Source organism: Campylobacter sp. IFREMER_LSEM_CL2090 (assembly GCF_025771865.1).
Classification (GTDB): domain Bacteria; phylum Campylobacterota; class Campylobacteria; order Campylobacterales; family Campylobacteraceae; genus Campylobacter_D; species Campylobacter_D lari_D.
In genome coordinates this window covers 1-657 of the sequence record NZ_JAKMRA010000036.1, presented here as the reverse complement: position 1 = coordinate 657, position 657 = coordinate 1, and the positions used below count along the sequence as shown (strand labels likewise).

1 protein-coding gene and 1 pseudogene are annotated in these 657 nt (G+C 23.3%); one reads left to right on the top strand and one right to left on the bottom strand.

Going from position 1 to position 657, the window contains the following annotated elements:
- A pseudogene (locus L8V85_RS08310) lies at positions 1-198 on the top strand (hypothetical protein); the annotation flags it as partial.
- A 75-nt stretch (positions 199-273) separates the two neighbouring features.
- On the opposite strand, the gene L8V85_RS08460 reads toward L8V85_RS08310, so the two are convergent.
- Positions 274-441: a hypothetical protein gene (locus L8V85_RS08460; protein ID WP_158512111.1), complete on the bottom strand. Its 168-nt coding sequence runs from the start codon at positions 439-441 to the stop codon at positions 274-276.
- Positions 442-657: the final 216 nt, after the last annotated feature.

The following is a 657-nucleotide window of genomic DNA, read 5'->3' as shown; positions in this document are numbered from 1 at the left end:
TTAGAAGGAATTATTAACACCAAAATAGCTGAAGTTAAAACTGAAATAGCTGAAGTTAAAACTGAATTCTCAGAACAAATTTCTAGCGCTAAGCAAAAAGCACTTTATTGGCTTTTAGGTACTGCAGTAGCAACTACAGTAACTATACTTTCAAGCGTTTGGATTATGATGAATTTTATGCTAGAAAGCTTAAAATAAAAATTATTTAAAGTTTTTACTATATCTTGTTGATATACAATTTTATAGTTAGGATAACATAGTTATCCTATGAATTTAAGTAATGTTTTTCATATAATCATAAATTAAAGCTGTTCGACTAATAATAAAATTCTCAAAATCATCATTACATAAATATTCAACCATATCTTTTGTTATAAAATGTGTTTCTAAATCTTTAAAAAATTGTTCTTGTTGATTATCTTGTATTTTTTTATTTAGCAACTCTTTTATATATGTGCTTGGATTTTTATTATTGATTTTATTATTAGATTCTTTTGTAACAAGTGCTATATTTGCTATATTATTAATTATATTATCATTAGATGAGATAAAATTTTTAGATATCTCTTTTCCTATATTAGAATTTATAGGAAAAATATGATGTTCTTCTAAAAATTCACTAAACTTCTTAAAAACCGTTTGCTTTTATCACTCTTG